The sequence below is a fragment of the Mycobacteriales bacterium genome (assembly GCA_036497565.1).
In the GTDB taxonomy this organism is placed as follows: domain Bacteria; phylum Actinomycetota; class Actinomycetes; order Mycobacteriales; family QHCD01; genus DASXJE01.
Genome location: DASXJE010000240.1, coordinates 1 through 25,083, shown reverse-complemented (window position 1 = coordinate 25,083; position 25,083 = coordinate 1). Strand labels below are relative to the sequence as shown.

At 72.0% G+C, this 25,083-nt stretch carries 19 protein-coding genes; 6 read left to right on the top strand and 13 right to left on the bottom strand.

Annotated elements, in window-relative coordinates:
• Positions 1–141 precede the first annotated feature (141 nt).
• A complete protein-coding gene (locus VGH85_19510; protein ID HEY2176000.1) occupies positions 142–435 on the top strand; it encodes a DUF4235 domain-containing protein in 294 nt (97 codons plus the stop codon).
• A 191-nt stretch (positions 436–626) separates the two neighbouring features.
• Here VGH85_19510 and VGH85_19505 read toward each other — a convergent pair whose 3' ends face one another.
• From VGH85_19505 to eno, 9 genes are all read right to left on the bottom strand, one after another.
• Positions 627–1,463 (bottom strand): class II fructose-bisphosphate aldolase, encoded by an 837-nt coding sequence (locus VGH85_19505; GenBank protein HEY2175999.1) that lies wholly within the window; start codon positions 1,461–1,463, stop codon positions 627–629.
• 37 nt (positions 1,464–1,500) lie between these two features.
• On the bottom strand, positions 1,501–2,646 hold the full coding sequence (gene nagA, locus VGH85_19500) for an N-acetylglucosamine-6-phosphate deacetylase (protein ID HEY2175998.1): 1,146 nt from the start codon (positions 2,644–2,646) through the stop codon (positions 1,501–1,503).
• The gene (locus tag VGH85_19495) at positions 2,643–3,614 is read right to left on the bottom strand and encodes an ROK family protein (protein HEY2175997.1); all 972 of its coding nucleotides are present in this window, start codon (positions 3,612–3,614) and stop codon (positions 2,643–2,645) included. Before VGH85_19495 ends, nagA begins: the two co-directional genes overlap by 4 nt.
• Before the next feature lie 11 nt (positions 3,615–3,625).
• The gene (locus VGH85_19490; GenBank protein HEY2175996.1) at positions 3,626–4,513 is read right to left on the bottom strand and encodes an SIS domain-containing protein; all 888 of its coding nucleotides are present in this window, start codon (positions 4,511–4,513) and stop codon (positions 3,626–3,628) included.
• Between the two features lie 76 nt (positions 4,514–4,589).
• A complete protein-coding gene (locus VGH85_19485) occupies positions 4,590–6,587 on the bottom strand; it encodes a DUF5107 domain-containing protein (GenBank protein HEY2175995.1) in 1,998 nt (665 codons plus the stop codon).
• The gene (locus VGH85_19480; protein HEY2175994.1) at positions 6,584–7,504 is read right to left on the bottom strand and encodes a Ppx/GppA phosphatase family protein; all 921 of its coding nucleotides are present in this window, start codon (positions 7,502–7,504) and stop codon (positions 6,584–6,586) included. The genes VGH85_19485 and VGH85_19480 overlap by 4 nt, the downstream gene beginning before the upstream one ends.
• Positions 7,501–8,010 carry a DUF501 domain-containing protein gene (locus tag VGH85_19475; protein ID HEY2175993.1) on the bottom strand — a complete coding sequence of 170 codons (510 nt, stop codon included), beginning with the start codon at positions 8,008–8,010 and terminating at the stop codon, positions 7,501–7,503. The genes VGH85_19480 and VGH85_19475 overlap by 4 nt, the downstream gene beginning before the upstream one ends.
• A gap of 3 nt (positions 8,011–8,013) precedes the next feature.
• The gene (locus VGH85_19470) at positions 8,014–8,427 is read right to left on the bottom strand and encodes a septum formation initiator family protein (GenBank protein HEY2175992.1); all 414 of its coding nucleotides are present in this window, start codon (positions 8,425–8,427) and stop codon (positions 8,014–8,016) included.
• A 150-nt stretch (positions 8,428–8,577) separates the two neighbouring features.
• Positions 8,578–9,870: a phosphopyruvate hydratase gene (eno, locus tag VGH85_19465; protein HEY2175991.1), complete on the bottom strand. Its 1,293-nt coding sequence runs from the start codon at positions 9,868–9,870 to the stop codon at positions 8,578–8,580.
• Positions 9,871–10,043: 173 nt separating this feature from the next.
• On the opposite strand from eno, the gene VGH85_19460 reads away from it, so the two are divergent.
• Positions 10,044–11,006 carry a hypothetical protein gene (locus tag VGH85_19460; protein ID HEY2175990.1) on the top strand — a complete coding sequence of 321 codons (963 nt, stop codon included), beginning with the start codon at positions 10,044–10,046 and terminating at the stop codon, positions 11,004–11,006.
• Here the strand turns inward: VGH85_19460 and VGH85_19455 are convergent.
• Genes VGH85_19455 through mfd form a run of 3 tightly spaced genes read right to left on the bottom strand, consistent with a single transcriptional unit; the run spans position 10,985 to position 16,598 of the window.
• A complete protein-coding gene (locus VGH85_19455) occupies positions 10,985–11,998 on the bottom strand; it encodes a MazG family protein (GenBank protein ID HEY2175989.1) in 1,014 nt (337 codons plus the stop codon). The two genes, VGH85_19460 and VGH85_19455, sit on opposite strands and share 22 nt — an antisense overlap.
• Positions 11,995–12,942 carry a SurA N-terminal domain-containing protein gene (locus tag VGH85_19450; protein HEY2175988.1) on the bottom strand — a complete coding sequence of 316 codons (948 nt, stop codon included), beginning with the start codon at positions 12,940–12,942 and terminating at the stop codon, positions 11,995–11,997. Before VGH85_19450 ends, VGH85_19455 begins: the two co-directional genes overlap by 4 nt.
• 14 nt (positions 12,943–12,956) lie before the next feature.
• On the bottom strand, positions 12,957–16,598 hold the full coding sequence (gene mfd / locus VGH85_19445) for a transcription-repair coupling factor (protein ID HEY2175987.1): 3,642 nt from the start codon (positions 16,596–16,598) through the stop codon (positions 12,957–12,959).
• Positions 16,599–17,139: 541 nt separating this feature from the next.
• Here mfd and ppc point away from each other — a divergent pair.
• From ppc to VGH85_19430, 3 genes are all read left to right on the top strand, one after another.
• A complete protein-coding gene (gene ppc, locus VGH85_19440) occupies positions 17,140–19,890 on the top strand; it encodes a phosphoenolpyruvate carboxylase (protein ID HEY2175986.1) in 2,751 nt (916 codons plus the stop codon).
• A 125-nt stretch (positions 19,891–20,015) separates the two neighbouring features.
• On the top strand, positions 20,016–21,443 hold the full coding sequence (gene cysC, locus VGH85_19435) for an adenylyl-sulfate kinase (GenBank protein HEY2175985.1): 1,428 nt from the start codon (positions 20,016–20,018) through the stop codon (positions 21,441–21,443).
• The gene (locus VGH85_19430; GenBank protein ID HEY2175984.1) at positions 21,440–22,429 is read left to right on the top strand and encodes a sulfite exporter TauE/SafE family protein; all 990 of its coding nucleotides are present in this window, start codon (positions 21,440–21,442) and stop codon (positions 22,427–22,429) included. The genes cysC and VGH85_19430 overlap by 4 nt, the downstream gene beginning before the upstream one ends.
• A 108-nt stretch (positions 22,430–22,537) precedes the next feature.
• Here the strand turns inward: VGH85_19430 and VGH85_19425 are convergent, their stop codons facing one another.
• On the bottom strand, positions 22,538–23,572 hold the full coding sequence (locus tag VGH85_19425; protein HEY2175983.1) for a hypothetical protein: 1,035 nt from the start codon (positions 23,570–23,572) through the stop codon (positions 22,538–22,540).
• 701 nt (positions 23,573–24,273) lie between these two features.
• Here VGH85_19425 and VGH85_19420 point away from each other — a divergent pair.
• On the top strand, positions 24,274–25,083 hold an 810-nt coding region (locus VGH85_19420; protein HEY2175982.1), incomplete at its 3' end, for a Wzz/FepE/Etk N-terminal domain-containing protein.

Here is a 25,083-nt window from a genome sequence, read left to right as displayed (position 1 = left end):
CCGTGACGACCGGTACGGCGACCACCCAATCACGGACGGCGCGACACCGCGACGGGCCGTCGGGTGGGGACGGCGCGGAGACCGGCCGGGCAGGGCATGATCAGGGACGACAGATGCAGCGCGGCGAGGAGGTGGTCCACGGTGGCAGGTTCCGTCGGCAAGGTGGGCTGGAAGGTGCTGGGACTGGCCTACGCCGTACCCACCGGGATCGTGGTCAACAAGACGCTGGAGAAGGTGTGGCGCCGTTCCCGCGGCTCCGCGCCGCCGAAGAACCCGGCCGCGCCCAACGTCGACTGGCTCGACGCGCTGGTGTGGGCCGCGATCTCCGGGGTGGTGGTCGCCGGTGCCCGCGTGGTCGCCAACCGCGGTGCCGCCGCGACGTACCAGACCCTGACCGGTCGGCTCCCTCCCGGCGTCGACGAGGAAAAGCCCTAACCCGCCCCCCGAGTGTCCTTCCATGATCGTGATCGGATTTCGCCGCGAAACGCCGACCGAATCCGATCACGATCATGGAAAGTCGGGGGCGCGGCCGCCCGCCGCCCTCCGATGATCAAGAGGGGATTCGTACGGCGTTTCGTGTCAGAATCCCCTCTTGATCATGGGGGTTGGGCCGGGGTGCGCCCGGGTCAGCTGCCGGTGAGTGCGCCGAGCAGGCGCGCGACGGTGTCGGCCATCGCGTCGCGGGCCGGCGCCAGGTAGCGCCGCGGGTCGACCGACTTCTCATCGCCGGCGAGAAACGCGCGCACCGACCCGGTGAACGCCGTGTTCAGCGCCGTGCCGATGTTGACCTTGACCATGCCGGCGGTGACCGCCTTGGCGAGGTCCTCGTCGGGTACGCCGGAGGACCCGTGCAGGACGAGTGGCACCTCCAGGGCCGCGCGGAGCCGGGCGATCAGCTCGAGGTCGAGGGAAGCGGTGCGCTCGGTCATCGCGTGTGAGCTGCCGACCGCGACGGCGAGTGCGTCGACACCGGTGGCCGCGACGAAGTCCCGTGCCTCGTCGGGGTCGGTGCGTACCCCGGGGGCGTGGGCGCCGTCCTTGCCACCCACCTCGCCGAGTTCGGCCTCCAGCCACAAACCGCGTTCGTGCGCCCAGGTCGCCGCGGAAAGGGTGGCCGCGAGGTTGTCGGCGTAGTCGAGGCGGGATGCGTCATACATCGCCGAGCTGAACCCGGCGTCGCCGGCCTGGTGGAGCAGGTCCTCGTCGTCGACGTGGTCGAGGTGCAACCCCACCGGTACGCCGGCGCCCCGGGCGACGGCGGCCGCGGCGGCGGCGATCGGGTAGACCCCGCCGTGGAATCGGACGGCGTTCTGGCTGATGGCGAGGATCACCGGCCGCCTGACCCGCTCCCCGCCGGCGACGATCGCCTCGGCATGCTCGACGGTGATGACGTTGAAGGCGCCGACGCCGATGCCTGCGGCGCGCGCCGAGTCGACGAGTTCAGCGGTCGGGACGAGTGGCACGGTGGCTCCTAATCGGAATGTCTGTCGCGGTGATCGGCTAGCGGGGCGACCAACGGCCGAGCGCCATCACCCGGTCGACGCCCAGGTCGTCGTCGAGCACGACCAGGTCGGCGTCGAGACCGGCGACGATCGCGCCGAACCGGTCGGCGCCGCCCAGCACCCGGGCCGGGGTGGTGGCCGCGGCCCGCGCCGCCGCCTCGATCGGCAGACCGACGTCGTGCACGGCCCGTCGTACGGCGTGGCCCATCGTCAGGGTGCTTCCGGCGATCGACCCGCCGCCGGCGAGCACGGCCTTGCCGTCGGTGACGGTCACCCGCTTGCTGCCGAGGTCGTACTCGCCGTCGCCGACCCCGGCGGCGGCCATGGCGTCGGTGACGAGGCACAGCCGGTCGCCGACCAGCCGGGCCAGCAGCCGCAGCGCCGCGTCGTGCAGGTGCATGCCGTCGTTGATCGCCTCGCACACCAGGCCGCCGTCGACCGCGGCGGCGACCGCGCCGGGGTCGCGGTGGTGCAGTCCGCGCATCCCGTTGAAGGTGTGGGTGAGCACCCGGGCACCGGCCCGGATCGCGGCCTCGGCGTCCTCATAGTGCGCGTCGGTGTGACCGATCGCCGGGATCACGCCGTCCGCAGCGACGGTGCGCACTAGGTCGACCCCGCCGGAAAGCTCGGGCGCAATGGTCATCATGCGGACGGTGCCGCGGCCCGCGTCGACCAGCCGTCGCCAGACCGCGGGATCGGGGTCGATCATCGCGTCGGTGTCCTGCGCCCCGCACCGCAGCGCGGACAGGAAGGGCCCCTCGAAGTGGCAGCCGACGACGTGCCCGTCCTCGGTCGGACCGGCCTCGACGGCGTCGGCGATCCACCCGGCCGCGGCGGCCATCTGCTCGACCGGCGCGGTGACGACGCTGGCGAGGGTGCGGGTGGTGCCGTGCCGGCGGTGGAAGGCCACGCTGGTCGCGAGGCCCTTGGCCGATTCATCGATCCGGCCGCCGTCACCGCCGTGCACGTGCAGGTCGACGAAACCGGGAAGCAGCCAGGCGCCGCCGAGGTCGGTCCCGGCACCCGCGTCGGCGGGCGGCCGGCCCGGGCCGACCGCAGCGACGCGCTCGCCCTCGACCTGCACCCAGCCGGGGTCGAGCACGCCCTCGGGTACGACGACCCGGGCACCGGTGAGCACGGTCATCGCGCGCCCGCCGTCGTCGGACCGGCCACCGGCTCCCAGCCGAGGTCGTCCACCGCGACGCCGGCCACACCCCAGCCGAGCACGGCGGCGCCGAGGCAGCCGGCCTGCCCACCCAGGGCGGCCGGCACGAGCTGCACCGGCGGGTGGAACGAGAGCCCGGCCGCGATCGCGGCGCGCAGCGGGCCGAAGAGCCGCTCACCCGCCGCCGCCATCCCGCCGCCGATCACGATCAGGTCCGGATCGAGCACCATCGTGTACGTCGTGAGCGACGTGGCGAGAGCATCGATCGCCTCGCCGACGACCCGCCGGGCGACCGGGTCGGTGTCGGTGCGGTCCATGATCTCGTCCGTGCCGAGGCCCGGGGTGCCGCCGGCGGCGGCGTAGCGGCGGGCGATCGCGGCCGCCGAGGCGTAGGTCTCGAGACAGCCGCGCTGGCCGCACGCGCAGACATCGCCGCCGGGGACGGCCGGGGTGTGCCCGATCTCGCCACCGAGCGTGTGCGCACCGGCGTAGGGCCGTCCGTCGAGGACGATCCCGCCGGCGATACCGGTGCCGATCGGCAGGAAGAGGAAGTCGGTCGCGTCCCGCGCCGCGCCGACCAGCCCTTCGGCGACCGCGCCGGCGCGTACGTCGTGCCCGAGCGCGACCGGCAGCCCGAGCCGCTGTTCGAGGCGGGAGCGCAGCGGTACGTCGTGCCAGCCGATGTTCGCTGCGTAGACCGCGACACCGTCGGTCTCGTCGACGACGCCGGGGACGACGACACCGACGCCGGCCACTGTCACGCCGTCGGCACCGGCCTGCTCGACGAGGTCGACGGCCAGGTCGCCCAGCCCGGCGATCACGGCATCGACTCCGTGTGCAACGCCGGTCGCCCGCCGGTCGGCGCGCAGGACGCGGCCCTGCCGGTCGACGACCGCGGCCTTGACCGCCGTACCGCCGACGTCGAGACCGACGACTGCGCTGCTCACCGGTCGCGCCACTAGGCCGGGCCGGCCGGCAGGATCACCGACCGGGAGAGGTTGCGCGGCTGATCCGGGTCGAGGCCCTTGGCTCCGGCGAGGACCACCGCGAGCCGCTGGGCCCGGATGAGGTCGGCCAGCGGGTCGAGGTCGCCGACGACGAGGGTCGCGCCGGTCCGGGCGACGTCGTCGGCGAGGCCGGAGGGCGGCGGCCCGAAGGCCCAGACACAACTCGCGGCGTCGGTGATGCTGATCGGGCCGTGGCGGTATTCCATCGCCGGATAGGACTCGGTCCAGGAGTTCGACGCCTCGCGCAGCTTGAGTGCCGCCTCGTTCGCCAGGCCGACCGTCCAGCCGTGACCGAGGAAGGTGAACTGGCGGGCCTCGATCGCGCCGGTGGGGAGAGGCGCATCGACGGCCTGCTCGGCCTGTGCCCCGAGGGTGTCGACGTCCTCGCCCAGGTGCGCGCGCAACAGGGCCAGGGCGCTCGTCGCGAATCTGGTCTGCACCACCGACTTCTCGTCGGCGAAGTCGAGCACGACCGTCTCCGTCGCCGCCCGGCCGACCGGGGTCCGCGGATCGGCGGTCAGGGCGACGGTCGGGGTTCCGGCGGGCACCTGACCCAGAGCGGTGAGCACCTCGGTGGTCGTCCCGGACCGGCTGAGCGCGACGACCCGGTCGTAGCGCCGGGCCGCGGGGAACTCCGACGCGGCGAACGCATCGGTCTCACCCTTCCCCGCCGTCTCCCGGAGCACGGCGTAGGCCTGGGCCATGAACAACGACGTGCCGCACCCGATGACGGCCACCCGCTCACCCGGCTTGGGCAGGCCCCGGGCATCGGCGGCGAGCTCGATCGCGGACCGCCAGCACGCCGGCTGGCTGGCGATCTCGGTGTCGACGTGGCTCACGGTGCTGGTCCTCCACGGGGGGCTGACGAGGGCGGCGAGTTCGCACGCTAGCGCACCGGGGGGAGCGGCCTGGCGGTCACGTCATCCGGAAGTCGTAGGCCGGCGGCAGCGGATGCGCCCGGCGGATCCTCTCCCGTGTCGCCTGATCCACCGGATGTCCGGTCTCGGCCGCCGCCCGCGCCTCGTGGTAGGCGAACCACAGCTCGTCGAGTGACCGCTCGCCCTCGCGCAGGTCGGCCAGCTCGATGCCGTCGGCCAGCAGACCCCCGGCCCGGTCGACGTCGCCGCGCTCGACCGCGGCCCATGCTTCGGCCGCCCGGATCCTGCCGTCGCTGCGGTCGGCCGGGCCGAGATCGTCGACGACGGCGAGTACCTCGTCCGGCTGGCGCGCGGCCAGCAGCGCCTGCACGGTCTCGATCGTCAGCGACCGGATCCGCGGCGCGCTCCGGTGCGCGGAGAGCAGCCTGCGCGACCCTGCGGTCGGGTCGCCCTCGACGATCGCGGCGACCCCGAGATTGCGCATCGCCCACGGTGTCGGCTCCTCCGCCAGCGAGGACTCCCACGCCAGCCGGGCGCCGGCGCGGTCGCCGGCCTGCCAACGGGCCACGCCGCGGTGCAGCCAGCTGAGCCAGCCGTCCGCGGTCTGCTCCAGCAGCGCCTGCCACGCCGGGCCGACGACGTACGACGCGGGCGGCTCGTCGGGCGGCGACGGCGGCAGCCAGCCGGTCTCGAGCAGCCGCACCCAGGGCTCCTGCTCGGCGCCGAGCGTGTCGTCGGGGTACGGCGTACCGGGCAGGTCGACGGCCTCCTCGTGGGCGCGGGCCCGGCGGCGGTGCTCCAGGGCACCCCACCCCGACCCGGCATGCAGGATCTGCTCGGGCGGGTCGTCGGCGGCACCTTCGGCGTCGGCCAGGGCACGGTCCAGCGACGACGACGACGCCAGGGCGTCGACCGCCGCGCCCACGGCCCGGCGCGCCGCCGCCCACGGCCCGTGCACCTGCCGCGGATCGGCCTGCAGCAGGCCGTAGGCCTCCACCCACGACCAGCGGGCTCCGCCCGGCATCCGCAGGTGCTCCAGCTGGGTTCGGGCCAGGCCTGCCTGGATCTCGGTGTACGCCGCGTCCGGGCCGGACAGGAACTCCTGCCACCGCCGGCCGCCGGTCGAGCGGCCCCACACGAACAACTTCCGCCCGATCAGGCGTCCGGTGGAGACTTGCGCCAGGCCGGAGCCGGCCCCGTCCAGCGCCGCGATCCACGGCCGGTCGGCACTTCTGGCGTCGAAGAAGTAGTCGGCGGCCCGGCCCGCCCGGGCCGGGTAGCTCACGTCCGCCCCGTCGTAATCCGGGACTCCGACCGTGCGCAGGCGCCGGTCGTCGCCGATGTGGTACGCCGAGTCGGCCGGGCAGATCACCCGCACGTCCGGAGTCTCGGGGACGGCGGTGTTGGACCACCAGTACATCGGCGTCTCGTGGCGGCGCGGATTGACGACCCGCACGTGCACCAGCAGCACCGGCGAGCCGGGCGGCAGCCAGGCCTCGACGCAGTAGCTGAGCTCCCGGATCCGCTCCCACTCGTAGAGCCTGAGCACCGGCGTGCCGTCGGCGCGGGTGACCCGGGCGGCGTGCACCGGCGCGCAGGTCAGCGGGGTGTGGCCGGTCGCGCCGATGTTCCACTCCACCCCTCCGGCGAACCATGCGTTGCGCAGCGCGAGATTGGCCGGCTGCAGAATCGCGTTGCGGTGCAGCAGTTCCCGCCCGGTCGGCCGGTGCACCAGCGACCACAGCCGGCCGCCGTAGTCGAGCAGGAACGTCGCCCGTAGGACGTCGTTCTCCAGGACGGCGACGGCGAGGTCGGTGGGCCGCCGGTCGCGCGTGTAGCCGTCCTGGGCGAGGTAGGGCAGCACGGAGTCGAGCCGGCCGTAGTCGAGGTTGGCCGCCATCTCCGGGTCGGCGAACGGTGCCTGCACCTGCTGGTGCAGGTCCATCGGACCGGTCAGCGGCGGGAGCGTATTGACCGGGCCGATGTCGGCGGCGGGCACCGTCAAGGTCTCGAGCCGGAGCCCCGGGCTGGTCATCGCCGGGCCAGCGACCAGGCGATGCCGTCGAGGATGTCGTGTTCGCTGACGACGACCTCCGGCACCGACAGCTCGTCGACCAGCACCCGGAGCACGAGGGCGCCGCCTCCGATCACATCGACCCGGCCGGGGTGGATGACCGGATTGGCCGCACGGGTCGCCTGATCCGTGGCAAGCAGCCGGTCGGCGACCGCGCGTACGTCGGCGGCGGCGATCCGGCTCCCGTGGATACGCGCCGCGTCGTAGTCGGTCAGGCCGAGGGCAAGCGCGGCCACGGTCGTCACCGACCCCGCCAGGCCGACGAAGGAGCGCGCCTCGTCGACCCGCACGCGTTCCCGGACGAGGCCCAGGGCGGCGCGGACGTCGGCCTCGGCGGCGGCGATCTGCTCCGGGCTCGGCGGGTCGTCGCGCAGGTGCCGCTCGGTGAGCCGCACGCAGCCGATGTCGACGCTGCGCCCGGACCACATGCCCGCGGCGTCACCGAGCACGAACTCGGTCGATCCGCCGCCGATGTCGACCACGAGGTACGGAGCTTCCCGCACGTCGAGTCCGCGCACGGCGCCGGCGTAGGACAGCGCGGCCTCCTCGTCTCCGCTGATGACCTCGGCCGGCGCGCCGAGGGTGTCGCGCACCATGTCGTGGAAGTCCGCCCGGTTGGCCGCGTCCCTCGTCGCGCTGGTGGCGACCATTCGGGTGCGGGCTACCCCGAGCCGCGCGACCTCGGCGGCGTAGTCGGCGAGGGCGAGGCGGGTGCGCTCGATCGCCGCCGGGTCGAGTCGACCGGTGCGGTCGACGCCGCGGCCGAGCCGGACGATCCGCAGGGTGCGGACGACGTCGACCAGTGCCCCATCGTCGACGTCGGCGATGAGCAGCCGGATCGAGTTGGTGCCGCAGTCGATCGCCGCGACCCGGGTCACCGGTCCGCCTCCGCGTCGCGGATGCACGGCCCGCGGCTCCACCACTGCGGAAGACGGTCGAGGGTCTCGTCCCCGAGCGGGTTGACCCCGGGCCCGGCGGCGAGTGCGTGCGCGGCCAACACATGCAGGCACTTGACCCGCGCCGGCATGCCGCCCGCCGACACGCCCGCGATCTCGGGCACGTCACCGAGCCGTGCGCGCCTGGCCAGGTAGTCCTCGTGCGCCGCGCGATAGGCGGCAGCCAGGTCGGGGTCGGCGGCCAGCCGGTCGGTCATCTCGGCCATCACGCCCGACCCCTCGAGCCGGCCGACCGCCGACACCGCGCGCGGACAGGTGAGGTAGTACAGCGTCGGGAACGGCGTGCCGTCGTCGAGCCGCGGGGCGGTCGCCACCACGTCGGGCAGCCCGCACGGGCACCGGTGGGCGACCGACTGCCTGCCGCGGGTCGGCCGGCCGAGCTGGCGGGCGACGACCTGCGCGTCCTCGGCGTCGATCGGAGCTGCCACGGATCAGCGGGCCTGGTCGGCCCGTTGCACGGAGTCCCACAGCTGCGAATACCACGGACCGTGCTGGCCCTGCCGCGTCGCGCGGGCGGCCCGGCCGGGTGCCGCCGGGCGTCCCTTGGTGACCACCACGAACGCGGTGTCGCCGGGCATGACGTACTGCAGCCGGCGCCGGGCCTCGGACCTGATGTAGGCCGGGTCGGTCAGGTCCTCCTTGCGCTTCTCCAACGCGCTCACCTGCGCCTGTCGGCGCGCGTTGTCCTGCTCCAGCGCGGTGATCCGGCCGCGCTCGGCGACGTACTGCCGGAGCGGGTAGGAGACGCTCAGTGCGAGGGCACAGACGACCGCGGCGAGCACGATCGCCCGGGTGGTCAGTCGCCGCCGCCGGATCGGCGACAGTTTCGCCGGCGCGCTGACCACGGGCTCCCCGGCGTTGCGGCGGCGCAACGGCTCCGGTCGACTCGCGGACCGGGCCTGGCGGCGGGTGCTGGGCCGGGTACTCGGGCGGGCATTCCCCCGGCCCGGCCGTCGCCAACGTTGCTGGCGGGTGCGACGAGGAAGCCGCATCGACTAGACCTCGCCCTCCTGGTGGAACCGCGGGAACGCCAGGACGCCGGCGTAGCGGGCCGCGTCGTCGAGTTCCTCTTCGATGCGCAGCAGCTGGTTGTACTTCGCGACCCGCTCCGAGCGGGCCGGGGCGCCGCTCTTGATCTGGCCGGCGTTCACCGCCACGACGAGGTCGGCGATCGTGGTGTCCTCGGTCTCGCCGGAACGGTGGCTCAGCATGCAGGTGAACCCGTTGCGGTGGGCGAGGTCGACGGCAGCGAAGGTCTCGGTGAGGGTGCCGATCTGGTTGACCTTCACCAGTAGCGAGTTTGCGGACCCTTCGGTGACGCCCCGCCGCAGCCGCTCGGGGTTGGTCACGAAGAGGTCGTCTCCGACGATCTGCACCCGCGCGCCCAGGACGGCGGTGAGATGCCCCCATCCCGCCCAGTCCTCCTCGGCGAGCGGGTCCTCGATCGAGACGATCGGGTAGGCCGTCACCAACTGCTCGTAGTAGGCCGTCATTTCGTCGGCGGTCTTGACGCCGCCCTCGAACCGGTAGCCGCCGTCGCCGTGGAACTCGGTGGCCGCGGCGTCGAGTGCGAGGGCGATGTCGTGGCCCGGGCTGTAGCCGGCGAGCTGGATCGCCTCGACGATGAGGTCGAGCGCCTCGACGTTTGCCTTGAGGTCGGGCGCGAAGCCCCCCTCGTCACCGAGTCCGGTGTTGAGGCCCTTCGACTTCAGCACGCCCTTCAGGGCGTGGTAGGTCTCGGCACCCCAGCGCAGCGCCTCCGCGAAGGTGGATGCGCCGACCGGCGCGATCATGAACTCCTGGATGTCGACATTGCTGTCGGCGTGCGCGCCGCCGTTGAGGATGTTCATCATCGGCACGGGCAGCAGGTGCGCGTTCGGCCCGCCGAGGTAGCGGAACAACGGCAGGTCCGCGGAGGTGGCCGCGGCCCGCGCGACCGCGAGACTCACCCCGAGGATGGCGTTGGCGCCGAGTCGCGACTTGTCCGGCGTGCCGTCGAGGTCGATCAGACGTCCGTCGACCAGGCGCTGCTCGCTGGCCTCGAATCCGGCCAGCTGCGGCCCGATTTCGTCCAGGACGACCGAGACGGCCCGGGTGACGCCCTTGCCGCCGTAGCGGCCGGAGTCGGCGTCGCGGACCTCGACGGCTTCGAACTGGCCGGTCGACGCGCCACTCGGCACGGCCGCCCGGGCGAAGGTGCCGTCGTCGAGCGCGACCTCCACCTCGACGGTGGGGTTACCGCGCGAATCGAGAATCTCCCGCGCGCCGACGGCCTCGATCGTCGCCACTCCGCGACTCCCTTCGCGATGATCGTGATCGGTGGCTGGTGCAGCCCCCGAATGTCGCGACCGAGCCTAGCTGCCACGCGGAGGTGCACCGGACTGCCCCGCCGGGGGGAACCGCGACCACCGGCGGCCGGGTTGTCGGCCGGATCGCACGGGCGGGTGGAATAGTGCCGCCCGTGAGAGGGCTCTGGCGGCTGCGGGCGGTGCGCCAGATCATGCTCGGGCTGGTTCCGCTGCTCGCGGTCGGGCTCGCCATCCTCGTCGCGCTGCTGGTGCGCGCCCACACGGTCAGCGACCGGCTCGCACCGGCGACGGCGCGGGCCTCCGGTGTGGTGGTCTCGGTCGGCTCGGGAAACCCCCGGCCGGCCACGGTGCGGTGGACCGACAGTCGCGGCACCCGGCAGGTCGGCCGGGTGACCTTCCCCGGCTCGGTGTCGGTGCCCCGCGGGACCCGGGTGTCGCTGCACTACGTGCCCGACGATCCGCGCCGGGTATACGCCGACGGTGACACGAACTACACCCTGCTCGGCGTACTGCTCGGCGAGTCGGTGCTGGTGGTCGTGGTGCTGGCCGTCGCTCTTGCCGTCACTGCGGTCCGCGTCACTCGACGGGTGCTGTTGGCCCGTCAGCCGGTCACCACGCTTCCGGTCTCCCGGGTGCACACGAAGGTCGGCCTGATCCAACGCAGCTGGCTGGTGATCGACCGGAACCGTCGTGAGTCGTGGGTGCCGGTGTTCTGGGAGCCCGTCCTCGGCGACCTGATGACCGGCACGCCCGCTGCGATCCACGGCAACCCGGAGCGCGGCGGTGTCGTCGTCGACATCGGCGGAACTGTGATCTGGCCGTCCGGTTGGCGCCGGGCCACCCCGCCCCGCGGCGAGCACCGCAGCAACGCGGGCCGCTGGTCGCAGGGGGCCGAACGCCGGCGTGCCGGCGATCCGGAGTGGACGGGCACGGCACCGGTGTCGATGGCCCGGCAGGCGCGCGGCGACGTCGCGCTGCTCCTCGCCGCGCCCATCATGGGTTTGCTGTGGTCTTACATCGACGGGCTCGGGTCGGTGGGCTTCGGGTTGTCGACGGCGTTGTTCGCCGCGCTGCTCTTCTGGGTGCCGACCGTCTACGGCTCCGACCCGTCCTGACCGGCCGGCCAGTAGCGCAGCCAGCCCTCAGAGTCCAATGTGGACGGATCCTGGCCGTCGGCGCGGGCGACGCGCTCGGCGGACCTCAGGTCGTCGCGGAACCGCAGCGCATCACGGCGCAGCACCGCCTCCGCAACCTCTCCCGACCCCCGTGCCGCTGCGAGCTCCGTCCACAGCGACTCCGGTACGCCGGCCCGGCCCGCCCGGCGTTGCAGCGCCGCGGCGAGCAGCAGCGCCGGCAGGGTCAGCGGTACGCCGTCGACGGCTGATTCGCGCCGCTTCTCCGTGCGTTTGATGCGGTCCCAGTTGGCCGACGTCTCCGCGGCGCCGGACACCTCGACGTCGGCGAAGACGTGCGGGTGGCGTCGTACCAGCTTCTCGACCAGGTCGCCGGCGACGTCGTCGACCGACCACGGCTCGGCGCCCTCCTCGGCCAGCCGGGCGTGGAACACGACCTGCAGGAGGACGTCGCCGAGTTCCTCCCGCAGCGCGTCGGCGTCCTCGTCCTCGAGTGCCTGCAGCGTCTCGTAGGTCTCCTCGACCAGGTACGGCGCCAGGCTGGCATGGGTCTGCTCGGCGTCCCACGGGCAGCCGCCCGGTGACCGCAGCCGGTCCATCACGGCCACGACGTCGAGCAGCCGGGCGCCCGGCGGATCCCACGAGCCGTAGACGACCTCCAGCTCCGCCGAACCCTCGCGGGCGACCAGATCCCCGACGGCGCGGGCGAAATCGGCGTCGCCGTCAGGACCGGCGAGCCACACGGCGATCCCGCCGTCGCGGGCGTGGTCGCGGAATGCACCGGCGCGGGAGCGTTCGTCCGCGGCGTCGAGCGGGCGCACGACGATGCCGGCGGCCGCGACCGCACGCGCCTGGTCGGCGGCTATGTCTGCGGTGTAGACGGGCCCGGAGCGCAGCGCCTCCCAGGCGGGCCAGGACAGGACACCGGCCGGTACTCGGGGCGAGGTCGCGACGAGCAGCAGCCGATCGGTCACCGACCGGCCGCCGCCTTGGTCGACGGCGCGGTCACGGCCGGGTTGACCGTGTCGCCGATCGTGCCGCGCTCGACGTTCCACATCCCGAAGCGCGGGTTGACGGTGATCTTCTCGTCGGCGTGCGTCGCGACCCGCGTCCGACCGGCGTTGTAAGCGCTGATGATGGTCTGCGCCCGCTGACTCGCCGGCAGCGACGCCAGCTTCGGCGTCGTGACGGTGAAGATGTGCACCACCGCGACGTGGCCGGCGGCGTTGGGCACCGGCAAGGCGAAGGTGGTGCCGGCCTTGATGCCCTTCGAGTGGGCGGCCCCGAACGCCTGCTGGAACTGCGCCTGGGTCACCGCGACCGGTGCGCCCAGGGTGTTGGTCGCCGGGTGCGCCTTGGCCAGCGCGGCGTAGGACGCCGGGTTGGCCAGCAGCTGCTTCGCCACCGACGCCGCGACCGCCGCGCTCGGCAGTTCGATGATGCCGACGCGGTACTGCGAAGGCAGCGGGGCCGCGCCCTGCTGGATCGCGAGCTCCGCGGTCAGTGCGACATCGCGGAAGAAGACGCCCTCGCCGTTGTGCGCGACGCCGAGCCCGGCGAGCTGCTTGTCGAGGGTCTGGCCGTTCTGCGAGCCGGCCTGCACGCCCTGCACCAGGTCGCTGACCTCGGCTCCGCTCACCGCCAGATGCGAACGCGCCGCGGCCTTCTGCACGAGCAGGTGGTAGATCGCGTTGTCGAGTACCTGCCGGCGGTAGGCCGCCTCCTTGCCCGACCACACCTGCCGGACCACCGGGTTGGCCAGGCCCTGGTTGACCATCGCGTCGAGCTGGCTGGTGGTGATCGTCTGCCCGCCGACGTAGGCGGCGGTCGAGGACCGGGTCTGGCATCCGGCGAGGGCACCGACCGCGCCCAGAGCGGCGAGGGCGAGGGCGAGGGCACGGATTCCGGAACGTCTCACAAGTCGCGATGTTCTCACGGTGCGGTGGTCTCCACAGGGGCCGGGGTGTCGAGCACGCTGTCGATGACGGCGCGGCACCAGTCCAGCAGCGCGATGTCGCGGACCGGCTCCTGACCGGGGCGCGGCGGCGTACTCAGGGTGCCGTCGGAGGCGCGCGACGGTCGCGGTACGGAGATCGTCGACACGGCGGTCTTGTAGATGCTGCCGGGATGCAGCCGGCGCAGCTTCAGCTCCTGCGACTCACGCAAGGCGATCGGGGAGAACCGCACCGTGCGGCCCTGCAGCGAGACCTCGGTGATCCCGACCGTCCGCGCATGCGCCCGGAACCGAGCCACGGCGAGCAGGTTGCCGACCGGGAGCGGTGGCTCGCCGTAGCGGTCGGTGAGCTCATCGGCGACGGCGGCCACGTCGGCCTCGGTGGTCGCCGACGCGAGCTTGCGGTAGGCCTCCATGCGCAGCCGCTCGCCGGGGATGTAGTCGTGCGGCAGGTGCGCGTCGATCGGCAGGTCGATCTTGACCTCGGCCGGCTCGACGTCGGGCCCGTCCGCGTCGGGGTCGCCCGTGGAGCGGCGGAAGTCGGCCACGGCCTCCCCCACCATCCGTACGTAGAGGTCGAAGCCGACGCCCGCGATGTGCCCGGACTGCTCGCCGCCGAGCAGGTTGCCGGCGCCGCGGATCTCCAGGTCCTTCATCGCCACGGCCATGCCGGCGCCCAGGTCGGTGTTCTGCGCGATCGTCGTGAGCCGGTCGTAGGAGGTGTCGGTCAGGGGCCGCTCGGGCGGGTAGAGGAAGTAGGCGTAGGCGCGTTCCCGGCCGCGCCCGGTCCGCCCCCGGAGCTGGTGCAGCTGGGACAGACCGAGCAGGTCGGACCGGTCGACCACGAGCGTGTTCGCGTTGGCGATGTCCAGGCCCGACTCGATGATGGTGGTGCAGACCAGGACGTCGAACTCCCGTTCCCAGAACGCGATCATGACCCGCTCGAGGGAGTCCTCGGACATCTGGCCGTGTGCGACCGCCACCCGCGCCTCGGGCACGAGCTCCCGCAGCCGGCGAGCGGCCTGGTCGATCGAGTCGACCCGGTTGTGGACGAAGAACACCTGCCCGTCACGGAGCAGTTCCCGTCGGATCGCCGCGCCCACCTGCTTCTCATCGTGCGCGCCGACGAACGTCAGCACCGGGTGGCGCTCCTCCGGCGGGGTCAGGATCGTCGACATCTCCCGGATTCCGGTCAGCGACATCTCGAGGGTGCGCGGGATCGGCGTAGCACTCATCGACAGGACGTCGACCGCGGTGCGCAACGTCTTGAGGTATTCCTTGTGCTCCACCCCGAACCGCTGCTCCTCGTCGACCACGACGAGGCCGAGGTTCTTGAAGCGGGTCGAGCTCTGCAGCAGCCGGTGGGTGCCGATGACGACGTCGACGCTCCCGTCGGCGACCCCCGCGACGACGGCCTCCTGCTCCTTCGGGGTGTTGAAGCGACTCGCCACGCCGACCTTGACCGGGAACTGGGCGAACCGTTCGGAGAAGGTCGAGAAGTGCTGCTGTGCGAGCAACGTCGTCGGCACCAGGATCGCGACCTGCTTGCCGTCCTGCACCGCCTTGAACGCGGCCCGTACGGCGATCTCGGTCTTGCCGTAGCCGACGTCGCCGCAGATCACCCGGTCCATCGGCACCGGGCGCTCCATGTCGGCCTTCACCTCGTTGATGGCCGCGAGCTGGTCCGGCGTCTCGACGTAGGGGAACGCGTCCTCCAGCTCCCGCTGCCACGGCGTGTCGGGGCCGAACGCGAATCCGGGTACGGCGGTGCGGGCCGAGTAGAGCCGGATCAGCTCGGCGGCGATCTGCCGGACGGCCTTGCGCGCCCGGCCCTTGGTCTTGGCCCAGTCCGAGCCGCCGAGCCGGTTGAGGGTCGGCTGCTCGCCGCCGATGTAGCGGGTGACGAGGTCGAGCGCGTCGGTGGGCACGAACAGCCGGTCCGGCGGTTGACCCTTCCGGGCCGGCGCGTATTCGAGGATCAGGTATTCGCGCTCGCCGCCCCCGACCGTCCGCCGCACCATCTCGACGTAGCGCGCGACACCGTGGTGCTCGTGCACGACCAGGTCGCCGGGCGCCAGCTGCAGGAGGTCGATCGCGTTACGCCGCCTCGACGGCATCCGCAGCATGTCCTTCGTGGACTGCCCGCGCTGGCCGGTGATGTCGGCCTCGGTCAGTACGGCGATCCGGAGTTCGTCGCTGACGAAACCGTGTTCCAGCTGTCCGGTGACGACACTGACGAGGCGTTCGGCCGGCTGCTCGGCGAGGTCGGCCAACAGCCGGGCCGGTACGTCGGCGTCGGTGAGCACCTCGACGGCCCGCTGTGCGGGGCCGTGTCCGGCGAAGACCAGGGCGACCCGCCACCCGTCGGCGATCCAGTCGGCGAGGTCCTGCACCGCCCGCGCGGTCTCGCCGCGGTAGGAGTCGGCCTGCCGGGCGGGAACGAGCGCGGTGTCCTCGTCCAGCTCGGCGTCCGCGCTGAAAGGCGTGACCGTCCACCACGGGATGTCCAGCTGGGCCGCGGTCTCCCGCAGGTCCGCGATGCCGTGATAGGCCGCGGCACCGAGATCGAGCGGCGCGGCGCCACCGCTGGCGGCGACCGCCCAGGAGGCGGCGAGGAACTCCTGGCTGGTACGCACCAGGTCGACCGCGCGAGCGCGTACCCGCTCCGGATCGGAGACCACGACGTGGCTGCCGGCGGGCAGGTCGTGCAGGACGGGTCGAAGGTCGTCGACCAGCACCGGGGCGAGGGACTCCATCCCTTCGACGGGTTGTCCGTCGGCGAGCCGGTCGAACATCTCGGCGAGCTCGGGCCGGCCCGCGGCGGCCTGCGCCGCCGCCTGCTCCTTGGCACGTTCCCGGACTGCTGGGGTGAGCAGCATCTCCCGGCACGGTGGCGCCCACAGCCCGTGCGCCTGGGTGCTCGGGGCGCCCTCCGCCGGATCGATCGTGCGCTGGTCTGCGACGGCGAACGGACGGATCTCCTCGACCGTGTCGCCGAAGAACTCCACCCGGACCGGGTGCTCCTCGGTGGGCGGGAAGACGTCGACGATGCCGCCGCGGACCGCCAGCTCGCCGCGCTTCTCGACCAGATCGACGCGGGCGTAGCCGATGTCGACCAGCGCCTCGACCATCCGGTCGAGGTCGACCTCGTCGCCGGTGTGGACGGCGACCGGCTCGAGGTCGCCGAGGCCGGCGACGACCGGCTGCAGCAGACTGCGGACCGGCGCGACGACCACCCGCAGCGGGCCGGTCGCCGGGTCGTCGGTCGAGGGGTGGGCCAGCCGGCGGAGGACGGCCAGCCGCTGACCGACGGTGTCCGACCGCGGGGACAGCCGCTCGTGCGGCAGGGTCTCCCAGGACGGCAGCAGCGCGACCTCGTCCGGGCTGAGCAGGTCACCGAGCGCGGCGAGCAGATCCTCGCCCTCGCGGGTCGTGGCGGTGACGGCGAACACCGGCCGGCCGGCGCCGCCGCGGGCGGGGTCGGCGGCCATCGCGGCGACCGCGAACGCCCGCATGGCGGGCGGGGCCGTGAGGTCGAAACTCGGCGCGCCGGCGCGGGCGACCGCGTCGGCGAGGGCGGTATCTGAGAGGGCGGTGTCGAGCAGACCGGCGAGGGTCATCAGGTCCTTCGGGGCAGGCCATTGGGGCGGCTGGCAGCACAAACGCCCCCGGACGAGTTGCCGACCAGGGGTTAGCTATCACGGTACGCCCGACCCGCCGCCGCTCGCATCGCCCTTCAGCACCCGACATTCGTGCGCAAACGTGCGGCAGGACCCACCCCCCGCCGCATCGAATGAGGGCGACATCGTGCGCCGTACTCGCACAAAGAGGCCGTAGCTGCGAGTAGCACGCACGATGTCGACCGGAGGCCCCGAACATCGGACGCTCTACTCGCAAAAATCGCGCCAAGATGCGAGTACAGCGTCCTAGGTCACCTACCGATCTCCCGAGGCCCTAGCGCGCCGGCCGTCGACATCGTGCGCCGTACTCACACAAAGAGGCCGTAGCCGCGAGTAGCACGCACGATGTCGCCCCACCCCCGACCACCCCAGAGCCCCGGCCGGGCCACGCGGGCGAGCCGATAGTCTGGATCCGGGCAGAGCACCCGCGTACGCCCAGCCACCGAAGCGTCCCGCGCCGAAGTCCGATAGGGGCCCGCGAATGTCTGCCGAGCCGACTCCGGACGCGCCGGACGCCGTGGTCGATTCCGAACGCGCCGACGCAGCCCTGCGTGCGGACATCCGCCGGCTGGGCAACGCCCTCGGGGAGTCGCTGGTCCGGCAGGAGGGCGAGGATCTGCTCGCCCTCGTCGAGCGGGTGCGCGCGCTGACGCGGGAGGACGGCGCCGCCGCGGCCGATCTGCTCGACGGCATCGACGTGGGCCAGGCGACGCTGCTGGTCCGGGCCTTCTCGGCCTACTTCCATCTGGCCAACGTCGCGGAGCAGACGCACCGCGGCATGGAGCTGCGCCGGGCGCGGGCCCGGCAGGGCGGCTGGCTGGAACACGCGATCGGCCGGGTGCTGGAGAGCGGGGCGTCACCGGAGGAGGTCGCGGACCTCGTCGGCCGGCTGGCCGTGCGGCCGGTGTTCACCGCACACCCCACCGAGGCGTCCCGCCGGTCCATCCTCACCAAGCTTCGTGCGGTCTCCGACCTGCTGGCCGCCGATCGCCACGACCCGGCGGGCCGGCGGCGGGCCGACCGGGATCTCGCCGCGTTGGTCGACCTGCTCTGGCAGACCGACGACCTGCGCCTGCACCGCCCCGAACCGATGGACGAGGCACGCAACGTCGCCTACTACCTCGACGAGCTCTTCACCGACACCGTGCCCGACGTCCTCGACGAGCTGGCGGAGGAGCTGGACCGGCTCTCGGTGCGCCTGCCGGACGACGCGCGGACGTTGTCCTTCGGTACCTGGATCGGCGGTGACCGGGACGGCAACCCCAACGTCTCCCCGGAGGTCACCGACCAGGTCCTGCTGCTGCAGCACGAGCACGCGATCCGCGGCCTGCTCGCGGCGTGCGAGCGGCTGATCGACGCGCTGTCGTCGTCCAGCAGGATCGCCGGCACCTCGACGGCCCTCGTCGCCAGCCTCGAGACCGACCTCGCGCTGCTCCCCGAGGTCGAGACGCGTTATCTGCAGATGAACGCCGAGGAGCCCTACCGGCTGAAGTTGTCGTGCATCCGCGCGAAGCTGATCAACACCCGGAGTCGGCTGGCCGCCGGGTCGGCGCACGAACCGGGCCGCGACTACCTCGGCAGCGGCGAGCTGCTCGCCGACCTCGAGACGATGCGCGACTCGCTGCACGGGCACAAGGGCCGGCTGGTCGCCGACGCCAGCCTCACCCGCATCATCCGGTCGGTGGCGACGTTCGGCCTGCACCTCGCGACGATGGACGTCCGCGAACACGCCGACGCCCACCACGTGGTCCTCGCGCAGCTCTTCGACCGGCTCGGTGAGCTGGACCGGCCGTACGCCGACCTCGACCGGGCCGAGCGCACGGCGTTGCTGTGCCGCGAGCTCGACGGCCGCCGGCCGCTGGCGTCGAGCGACCTGCAGCTCGACGACGCGGGCGCGCGCACCTACGCCGTCTTCGGCGTCATCCGCGAAGCGCTCGACCGGTTCGGTCCCGGCGTGATCGAGAGCTACATCGTCTCGATGACCCGCGGTGTCGACGACGTCATCGCTCCGGTGCTCCTCGCCCGCGAGGCCGGCCTGATCGGGGTGCACAGCGGGCGGGCCCGGATCGGTTTCGTGCCGCTGCTCGAGACGGCCGAGGAGCTACGGGCAGCGGGCGAGATCCTCGACGCGATGCTGCAGGTGCCGGCGTACCGGCAGATCGTGACCCTGCGCGACGACGTGCAGGAGATCATGCTGGGTTACTCCGACTCCAATAAGGACGCCGGGATCACCACCTCGCTGTGGGAGATCCACAAGGCACAACGCGCGCTGCGTGACGTCGCGGCCCGCCACGGGGTGCGGCTGCGGCTCTTCCACGGCCGCGGCGGCACCGTCGGTCGCGGCGGCGGCCCGACCCACGACGCGATCCTCGCCCAGCCCTACGGCACGCTCGATGGCGAGATCAAGGTGACCGAGCAGGGCGAGGTGATCTCCGACAAGTACGCGCTTCCCTCGCTGGCCAAGGAAAACCTCGAGCTGATGGTCGCGGCGGTGCTCGAGGGATCACTGCTGCACCGGGTCTCCCGGCAGAGCCCGGACCAGATGGCGCGCTGGGACGAGGTCATGGAGACGATCTCCCGCAACGCGCACGCGTGCTACAAGGAGCTCACCGCCGAGCCGGCGCTGCCGGCGTACTTCACGGCGTGTACGCCGGTCGAGCAGCTCGGCGAGCTGAACATCGGGTCCCGGCCGTCCAAGCGGCCCGACTCCGGAGCAGGCCTCGAGGGTCTGCGGGCGATCCCCTGGGTCTTCGGGTGGACGCAGACCCGCCAGATCGTGCCCGGCTGGTACGGCGTCGGATCCGGCCTTGCCGCCGCCCGCGCGGCCGGCCTCGGCGACATGTTCGCCGAGATGTACGCCGAGTGGAACTTCTTCCGGACCTTCATCTCCAACGTCGAGATGACGCTGGCCAAGACCGACCTGGGGATCGCCGAGCGCTACGTCGACACCCTCGTCGACGCCGAGCACCGGCACATCTTCGACATGGTCCGGGCCGAGCACGACCGCACCGTCGACGAGGTGCTGCGGGTCACCGGCGAGCGGGCCCTGCTCGACGCGCAGCCGGTGCTGCGCCGGACGCTCGCCGTCCGCGACACCTATCTCGAACCGCTCAACCACCTGCAGGTGGCCCTGCTTGCCCGCCACCGCACCGGCGACGACGACGTCCGGCTGCGCCGCGCCCTGCTGCTCTCGATCAACGGCATCGCCGCCGGCCTGCGCAACACCGGCTGACCTGCGTACCGACGCGTTCGCGCTTGCCGTCAACGGATCACATGACACAATTTGCTCTGTACCCAAACCATAGTGAATCGATGGAGATACATGTATAAGGTCTCCCGACCCACGGCGGAGCGCCGGTGAGCGCGCCGGACGCGCCGCTCCCCGAGGAGCTTCAGACGTTGCCGTCGGTGGTCCCGAGCACGCGGGAACTCGGTGACCTGGAGCTCCTCCTGGCCGGTGCCTACAGCCCGCTCACCGGTTTCCTCGGCCAGTCTGACGTCGAGGCCGTCCGCACGTCCGGCCGACTCGCCGACGGCACTCCGTGGCCGGCGCCGATCACCATCGGCGTCGCCGATGACGTACGCGAGGGCGGTTCGCTTGTCCTGACCGACCCGGAAGGCGCTCCGCTCGCCGTTCTGGACGTCGAGGAGACCTGGCCGGATACCGATGGCCACCGGCGGGCAGCCGGCAAGCTCCGGGCACTGCGGGCCGCCGAGCACGGCACGTTCGCCGGGCTGCGCCGGTCGCCGGGCGAGGTGCGCGCCGAGCTGGGTAACAGTCCGGTGCTCGCCCGGGTCACCGCGGAGCCGCTGCTGACCGGCGAGCTCACCCGACTGGCCGCCCGCGCCGGCGACCTGCAGGCGCAGGTGCTCATCCTGCTCGCGGTCGGCGACACCACTGCGACGCAGCCGCCGGAGACGCTGATCCGCGCCGTGCTCGCAGCCCGCCCGCACCTCCCCGAGGGCACCATCATCGTCCCCGTACCGCTGTCCACCGTCGACGATCCCGACCGCGATCTGTCGCTGCGGGCGCACATCGCCGCGGCCTACGGCGCGACGCACCTGCATACCGACCGGGACGCGCCCACCGCACCGCTACCGCTGCTCGTCGATCCGGACACCACCGACGCACACGGGACGCTCGCCGCCGCGCTCGACGAGGGTGCGGAGCTCCCGGCGTCGCTCGTCCCCGACGAGGTGGCCACCGAGCTGCGGGCAGCCAGGCCGCCGCGCAACCGCCGCGGTGTTGTCGTGTTCTTCACCGGGCTGTCCGGATCGGGCAAGTCGACGATCGCGCGCGGCCTGCACGACGCTTTGCTCGAACGCGGCGGCCGCACCGTGACCCTCCTCGACGGCGACGTCGTACGCCGGCTGCTCTCGGCCGGCCTCACCTTCTCCCGGGCCGACCGCGACCTCAACATCTGGCGGATCGGCTACGTCGCCGCCGAGGTCGCCCGGCACGGTGGGATCGCGCTGTGCGCACCGATCGCGCCGTACGCCGCGACGCGGGCGGAGGTCCGTGCCCGGGTGACCGAGGTCGGGGATTTCGTGCTCGTGCACGTCGCGACTCCGCTCGAGGTCTGTGAGGCGCGCGACCGCAAGGGCCTCTACGCGAAGGCGCGGGCCGGACTGCTGCCGGAGTTCACCGGCATCTCCGACCCGTACGAGGCGCCGGAGGACGCCGACCTCGTCCTCGACACCTCGCAGACCTCCGCACACGACGCGGTCGGCGCGGTGCTGGGGATGCTCACTGACCGCGGCTACCTGACCGGGAGGTACCGATGAACTGGTGGCTCACCTTCGCGGGACTCATCGTCGGCGTCGTCGTCGGGATGACCGGAATGGGCGGCGGGGCGCTGATGACCCCGATCCTCGTCATCTTCTTCGGCATCCAGCCGCTGGCCGCGGTGTCGAGCGACCTGGTGGCCGCCGCGATCATGAAGCCGGTCGGCAGCGTGGTCCACCTGCGGCGGGGCACGGTGAACTTGGCGCTGGTGAAGTGGCTGTGCATCGGGTCGGTGCCGTGTGCGTTCGCCGGGGTCTTCGTGGCCAAGGCGATCGGCCCGGGAGCGAGGGTCAACGACGTGATCCAGTTCGTGCTGGGGATCGCGCTGCTGGTCGCCTCGGCATCACTGATCGTCAAGGCCTACCTGTCGATGCTCGAGCGCGCCCGACGGCGGGCCGATGGCGTGAGCGACGACACCGACTACACCGCCGCGCCGGTGGTCGACGTCCACATCCTGCGCACGGTGGCGATCGGGGCAATCGGAGGCCTGCTCGTCGGAATGACGTCGGTCGGCTCCGGGTCGCTGATCATCATCGCGCTCATTGCGGTCTACCCGCGGCTGCAGCCCTCATCTCTCGTCGGCACCGACCTCGTCCAGGCGGTGCCGCTGGTGGCCTCGGCAGCCCTCGCCCACGTGCTGTTCGGCGACTTCCACCTGGGCATCACCGTCTCGCTCCTGATCGGCTGCCTGCCGGGCGTCTACCTGGGCGCCACGCTGTCCTCGCGCGTGCCAGGCGGCATCATCCGCCGGGCGTTGGCCTTCGTGCTGCTCGCGTCGGGCCTCAAGCTGCTCGACTTCAGCAACTTCACCACCGTCGTGATCCTGGTGGTGGTCGTCGTCGTCGGACCGCCGGTGTGGATGTGGTTGCGCCACCGGCACGGTTTCCCACCGCTGGCGTCCCAGGAGCAGGCCGGGGACGACCGGCCGGACACTGTCGAACTGCCGGCGGGAAGCGATCCCGGAGATCGCCGACCCGAGTCCTAACCCGTGGCACGCAACCGGGCCCCGGTCGGATGACCGGGGCCCGGGGTGGTCTCCCGCCGATCCGGGCGACCTTGCGTATTCAGGCGTGGTGCTAGAGCGGCATCATTCTCAGGGCAGGATCACCTTGAGGAGGGACGGCAGATCCACGAGCTGGCGGAATACCGACAACGCCATCGTGGTGCTGTTCACTCGGGTGTCGCCGCGCGGAGCATGCGGCGAGTCGAAGTACACCACTGCCTTGATCCTCGGGAAATTCGCCAGCTCGGACATCGCCGACTTGAAGAATGCCGGCTTGTCGTTCGGGGTCTCGCTGTGCTCGAACGCACCCCACTCGGCGATCATGATCGGCTTCGACGGGTGCTTCGTGGTCGCCCACGTGTAGAAGCCCGGCCAGGGCGAGTTCGCCCCGTACCTACGGTTGACCATGTTGGCGAAATCTCCACACTTACCCGCGCGCACGCACGCATACGGGTCCTCGGCGATCCAGTCGACGACGTCGTCACCGGGGTAGAGGGCGTTGAACCAGGGCTTGGAACTCCAGTCCGGGTCGCCCATGTAGTCCACCACGGTGACCGCGTTGTGGACGCCGTCATTGCGCAGCCGCTGCACGACGTGCCGGAACATCAACCGGTAGTCCGCCGCGGTGTTTCCCGAGCCGGCCGTCGCATTGACGTCGTTCTCCGGCTCGTGGTGGATGGTGAGGTAGAACTTTTCGGTGAAGTTCGACTTCAGGTAGGCGGCTTCCTTGTCGATCACCGAATCCGACGCACCGTTGGCGACCTGCGCCCAGGTGTGGCCGTTCTCGGGCTTCCAGTTCTCCAGCAGGAGACGGTGCTTGCCCGTCTGGTTGGCGATGCCGATCTCCGCCTTCGTCGGGAAGAGCTGCGGCGCGACGTGATAGGCGTGATAGATGTCCATGTGCTGGCCGACGGTCTGCTCGTACGTGGCGAGCGCTTGGGCACCCGGGTTGACGAACTGACCGGGTGCGACGCCCTGCAGGACTCCGCACGCCGGGACGAGAGCGGCGGACAGAGAGCAGGAGCCGTTACTTGCGGCTGACTTGGTTGTGGCCGCCGACGTCGTCGCCGACTTGGTGGTGGCCGTCGATCCGGTCGCACCCCACGCAATGGTCGCGATCGCCACCAGAGCGGACGTTGCGACAGCGGCAACGGTGGTGACCCGGAATGCGGATCGCGCCCGTCGCGGCGTGCGGCTCGGAGTTGCTTGTCGATGTCGTGCTGGTTCTCGCTGCCGTGATGGACTCACTCAGACACTCCAGTCTCGGTCAATGTGTCATGGGCGGGCCCCCCTCTTGTAATCAGCCATTCCGTACTAGCCGATTCCCAAGTACACGACGGTGATCGGCCGGCCGTGCACTGGTGCGACACCATAGCCGAGAGACGCGTGTGACGACATTCGAGAGTTGCGCCGGAAAATCGGCCTCCGGAGACCGCCGAAATAATCGGACAGCGGGTGCGTTAACCCGTCTCCGAGCACAACCCGGATGACCGGTAAGAGAAGTCACAGGCGACGGCCGGAGAGGCGGTGCCGGTGTGCGCGCCCGGCCCCCACCCAGCTCGTACGTTTGTCGCCGGGCGCAGTGTGGCCAAGGGCAGCCAATAGGTAATTGACTGATCACCCACGGGTGGTCCCCAGCCGGAGCCGAGAGGGGTAGGTTGTCCGGAACCTGGCGCCGCTCCCAGCTAAGCTGGTTACGCTCGGTCTTGGTCAGTATGAACGTGCCGCCCCGCCGCGCCTCGGGGAAAGCGCCGGCGAGGGCAGTGGGGGAAGGGTCTTACGCAGTTATGGCTAATGGTACAGATCGGGCCAAATCGTACGAGCTGGTGGACTACTGGGTCGTCCTCCGCCGACGGTGGGTCTGGGTCGTCGCCGGGCTCATCATCGGCGTGCTGCTGGCCGGCACGTATCTGCACGTGGCCTCGAAGTCCTACACCTCCACCGCCGGTGTGCTGGTCACCCCGACCGGCGTCGACAATTCCTCCTCGGCCTCGGTGGCCGGCGGCCGGACGAAGACCGACGTCAACCTCGACACCGAGGCCCAGCTGGTGCAGTCCAGCGTCGTGGCCAGTGGCGCGCGGACCATCCTGCACACGACGACGCCCGCCGACCAGCTCGCCGGAAACGTCGCGGTGACCGTCCCGCCCAACTCCTCGATCCTGTCGATCGCCTACAAGTCCGCCAACCCCAAAGAGGCACAGAGCGGGGCGCTTGCCTTCGCCCAGGCCTACCTCGCGAATCGGACCAGCACCGCGAAGGCGTCGGTCGCGTCCCAGGTGACGTCGTTGAAGGGCCAGATCAAGGGACTGAACGCCCAGCTGCAACAGGTCACCGGACGGATCGCGACCCAACCGACGAACTCCCCGGACCGGGCCCTCGCCCAGGCCCAGCAGAACACCATCTCGACCCAGATCTCGGATCTGTCGACCAACCTCACCGCCCTGACCACGACTCCGGTCACACCGGGGAGCATCATCAGTCAGCCGAAGCTGCCCGGCTCGCCGACCAGCCCGAAGGCCTCCTACTCCATTGCCGGTGGACTGCTCGCCGGCCTGCTCCTCGGGTTGATCATGGCGGTCATCCGGGAGAAGTCCGACCACCGGGTCTCCGGCGCCACCGACCTCGAACGGCGGCTC